Genomic DNA, 4,016 nt, shown 5'->3' on the forward strand with positions numbered 1-4,016 from the left:
CTGGGGGACAGGGGGTCGTCGGTTCAAGTCCGGCCACTCCGACCATTATATCTCAACGACTTAGCTCTCGTTTCAGCCACCGCCCTCCTCACCGTTTGCTGCATCGTTTGCTAAGCGGGTTGGCTTTTCGCGGTTACGCGCGTGCTCGTCGAGCTTGGCGATCGCCGACTCCGCAAGGCTCTTGGTCCGAGCTAGATACTGATCCAAAATCTTCTGCGCGTGCGCCTGAGAGTGGCCGGTGATGGTCGCGATCTCGGGGACGTTGCAGCCAGCCTCAGCCAGCATCGTCACCGCCGTGCCGCGCAAATCGTGAAAGTGAAGGCTGTCTGCGATGCGGGCTGCCGCGAATGTCTCGCTCCAGACCTCGTGGAACCGCCGCTTCAGCCATGGCCCCCCCCGGGCCGCGACGAGGATGGTGGGCGCGCGGCGAGGCGCCGCATCAAGGGCCGACTTCAGTGCCCGGGTCGCCGGCACATAAACTGTCCGCTTGCTCTTGCCTTGCTTCAGCGTGATGGCGCTGCCATCCCAGGCTGACCACGTGAGCTTCAGCAGATCGCCCTGGCGCTGGCCAGTGTGCAGCGCCAGCATCATCGCGAGACGGACCTCGGGCCGCGCCACGGCCTCGAACGCCTTCACGTGCTCGGGTAGCCAGATGATCTCGGCGCGCGTCGAGCTGTAGGCCCGCTCGAAGGTCGCGATCGGATTATGCCGGATGTGGCCGTGGTCAACGCCCCAGGCGAACACCTTCGCAAGACGAGCGAGCTTGGCATCGGCGGCGCGGGGGTGATCCTCGGCAAGCTGCTCATGCCACTTCAGAAAGGGCGGCCGGCTGCGAGGGTTCTCGACGATCTTCAGGGGCGTTTTGCCCCATTTCGCCTCGCAGGCCCTGATGTTGAATTCCTCGTTGGCGCGCGTCTTCTCCGATAGCTTTTTCGTCCATGCCCGACTGGCTTGGTACTGACGGATCAGCCACTCGACAGTGCCCTGGCTCCGATTGAGCGCGGCGGCCCGGCCGGCGTCTTGGTACGAGGCCACGAATTCTGCGGATCCTGGCTCACCCTGCAGCTTCGTCCCAGTCGCCCGGTGATAGTAGTGCGTGCGGATCGTACCGTCAGCCAGCTTGCGGCGGACCGTGTTGATGCCCGTCAGCTTAACCCGCATGCTCTGCCAGCCACTCGTCGATCGACGGGGCGGCATCCGATAGCAGACCGGAGCGCCGATCAAGCGCTCGATCAATCGCTTTGCGATCCCAGCGGGTGGTGCCCGGCATGGCCCTAGGGACGATGCCCTTCCGCACCCACTCGTCGAAAGCCGAAGTTGTATCGCAGCCGCAGTACTCGGCGGCTTGGTCTCGCGTAAGCCCGCGAGGGAACATGCCGAGCGGGAGAGCGGTCATCCGCCTGCCTCCTGGCAGCCGCCTGCGATCCAAGCCGCGAGTTCGCCTTCCTCCCGGAACCACTCGTCGCGATGCTTGTACGCCGCAAACCGTAGGTGGAGGGCGCGCTCAACGGCACGGCCGCCGGGCAGGATGGCGACCATCTCAAGGTCGAACGGATTGGACGCCAGCAGAGTGCGGAACCGTGTCTCCACATCGACAGCCATGCCGATCTTCACGAACGGGCCGCAGCGGATGATGTAGGTCTTATTCGCGATGCGCGGCTGCGTGCGGCCGGGGTTCATGGCTCGATCCAGAGCCGTCTCCTGGCGCCGCTGTTCCGGCACTTCGGGAATGGCAGATGCGAAGAGTCGAGCCTTCGCTTTCGGCGGCGGCATCTTGACCTCCAGCGCGCTTACGGTCTGCCTAAGCGCCGCCATCTCTGGGATGTCGTCGTACTCAGGGGGATCGCTCGTGACCTGATCCCGCTCAGGCAAGCGGACGCTTCTAGGCACCGTCGTTCCCTCCGTGGTTTTGTGGGGTGGGTGTTGGGGGACGGGAAGCGAGGGCGGGCGGGATCCACTCGATAAAGAGCATCGCTTGGGAGAGCGCGACGCGAGCCCACTTCTCTTCTGGGTTGTTTCTGGCCCATCCATCGTAGACGGTCTGGACAGCCTCGATGCATTTGGACCGCATCGCCTCGGCCTCGGTTGATGCAAGCTCACGCATCTCGCTCTCCCCCCGTCCCAGGCTCTTGGCTCGGGTCTGGCTGGGCGAGGGCGGCGTTCGCTTGTGCGATGGTCAGCCTAGCGAGCGCTCGGCTAGCGCTTCCGTAGGAAGCCTCTGCCTCTGCGAGATCGCGAACTGTCTTGCCCTGCCAGGCGGCGCAGTATCGGTCCGCGAGATAATCGGCGGCATCCAGCGCGTTCTCCAGCGCGTCGATCCGTGCCTCCCGGTCTCTCAGCGTATCCTCGGCGGCGGTGGCACGGGATCGGAGATCAGCCACCTCGGAGAGGGTGTTAGGCGCCTGGGGGGAGGTGGGGGGTGAGGGCGCATCGGCCTTGCCGACCGGGCCCTCGTGAACCGAACCACCTGCGGTGTTTCGGCCTTCGGCTTCGGTCCCTTGCGCGGCGGCTTGAAACCTCGCCCACGCCCGATCCACGCTGCGCTTCGTGCCGGCGTCGGCAGGCGGCAGTTGCTCGTCAGACTGAACGTCCAGCAGCACGTCGAGCGCCTGCCGAAGCATGTGCCCCTGCGCAGTACGCCCGTAGGCATCCAGTTCCTGTGCGATGCCTTCTATGGCCGCGGCAGCGTCAAGGCATGTCTGGCCCGCCGGTCCCACCGGGGACGCGCCCCCCGATCCTTCTCTCGTACCGAGGGCGGCGAGGGATGCGGGGACGAGCTTCCCCGACCGGTAGGCGTTCCAGAGCCCCACGAGGAACTTCGCGTCGGCGAGAGACTGGAGAGCGGCTTCGCCCCGCACGCCGGTCGCCAAGGCAAATAGCCCAGCGCAGGAGGGCGTGTTCACGATCACGCAGCTAGGCTCGTCGTACCTGCGCCGAACGCTAGAGACCGACAGCATCTCTTGCGTCGCCGCCGCGCCCAGCCGCTCCAGTTCCCTCAGATACTCGACCAGTCGAGCCTTGTCGTCTGCTTCCACTCCTGAGGTATCCGCTTCCCCGGCGGCATCTGCGCGGCCCAGAATAGCATCCGCCGCTTTTTCGATCAGACCCGGATATCCGATAGCCGCAAAGCCGCCGAATATCTCGTCAGTGATGATTTTGATGATCGCTTGCTTGTTTTTTACCTCGAAGCGTGCGGCCAGTTCCCCCAGACCGACCCGATCGGCTTCGCCTGGATGAGACGGGGCGGCGTGTGGCCGGGTGTCGAAGACGCTCTTGCAATTGACGCAGCGGATTAGCGGACTGGAATTGATGGACCGGTCGGCCTTCCACTCGCCCACATACACATATGCCATGCCCTTGCAGTCCGGGCAGCGCCAATGCGGCCACTGGACTGCCGCGCTGTAAGGATAGCGCTTCTCCCCCTCGCCACCGGCCGCGCCCAACTCCCGCAACCGCTCCACGCCAAGCCGGATGGTCCGGGCATGCTTGTCCCGCCCGCCCTCGTTCTCAAGCCAGCCGGCCACGTCGCTCAGCCCGCAGGCGATGGCTTCTGTGGTGTAGGTGTCAGCCATCTCTCAGGCTCCTGCGCTGGAGGGGTCGGGGGTCGGGAGGGAGGCGCGTTCGATCCGGATCATGCCGGCGAAGGTCGGTAGGTCAGCCCGATAGCCGGCCTCAAGGAAGGCCTTCCACGAGGCGTATCGGGCCGCAGATCGCGAGCGGGCGCAGATGACGTGCGAGTCCCCGCGCCAGGTGATGCGGTAGGCACGCTGGGCTTCGCTGATGCTGGTTTTGCTCATCACGCCCGCCCCCTATCCGCTGAAGACGGAGTGGAGCGGGAAGCTTCGCTCCGGACGCGATACACATCCCGCACGCTCTTGCGGCAGGCAGCAGCGATCTTCCGATAGGATGCCCCTTCGGCTCGCAGGCGGTGCGCTTCGGCCCACCAGAGCGGGTCGGGCGCAACCGGCTCCTCTGGCACGTCCAGCAGGCGATCTCGCGTCGCCGCCGTCATCACG

4 protein-coding genes are annotated in these 4,016 nt (G+C 65.5%); all 4 read right to left on the reverse strand.

Annotated features, from left to right (window positions below; translation table 11 throughout):
- Positions 1-72: 72 nt before the first annotated feature.
- The gene (locus FV233_RS28420) at positions 73-1,236 is read right to left on the reverse strand and encodes a site-specific integrase (RefSeq protein WP_246690123.1); all 1,164 of its coding nucleotides are present in this window, start codon (positions 1,234-1,236) and stop codon (positions 73-75) included.
- A 156-nt stretch (positions 1,237-1,392) separates the two neighbouring features.
- Positions 1,393-1,872 carry a GIY-YIG nuclease family protein gene (locus FV233_RS28430; RefSeq protein WP_187278259.1) on the reverse strand — a complete coding sequence of 160 codons (480 nt, stop codon included), beginning with the start codon at positions 1,870-1,872 and terminating at the stop codon, positions 1,393-1,395.
- A gap of 224 nt (positions 1,873-2,096) precedes the next feature.
- Entirely contained in the window at positions 2,097-3,572 is a 1,476-nt protein-coding gene (locus tag FV233_RS28435) for a hypothetical protein (RefSeq protein WP_147899527.1), read from the reverse strand.
- A 3-nt stretch (positions 3,573-3,575) separates the two neighbouring features.
- A complete protein-coding gene (locus FV233_RS28440; RefSeq protein WP_147899528.1) occupies positions 3,576-3,797 on the reverse strand; it encodes a hypothetical protein in 222 nt (73 codons plus the stop codon).
- Positions 3,798-4,016: the final 219 nt, after the last annotated feature.

Source organism: Methylobacterium sp. WL7, assembly GCF_008040085.1.
GTDB classification, from domain to species: Bacteria; Pseudomonadota; Alphaproteobacteria; order Rhizobiales; family Beijerinckiaceae; genus Methylobacterium; species Methylobacterium mesophilicum.

Bases quoted from the DNA above. Each gene is read 5' to 3' on its own strand.
- FV233_RS28435 (WP_147899527.1), bottom strand. From the start codon at position 3,572: ATGGCTGACACCTACACCACAGAAGCCATCGCCTGCGGGCTGAGCGAC.
- FV233_RS28440 (WP_147899528.1), bottom strand. From the start codon at position 3,797: ATGAGCAAAACCAGCATCAGCGAAGCCCAGCGTGCCTACCGCATCACC.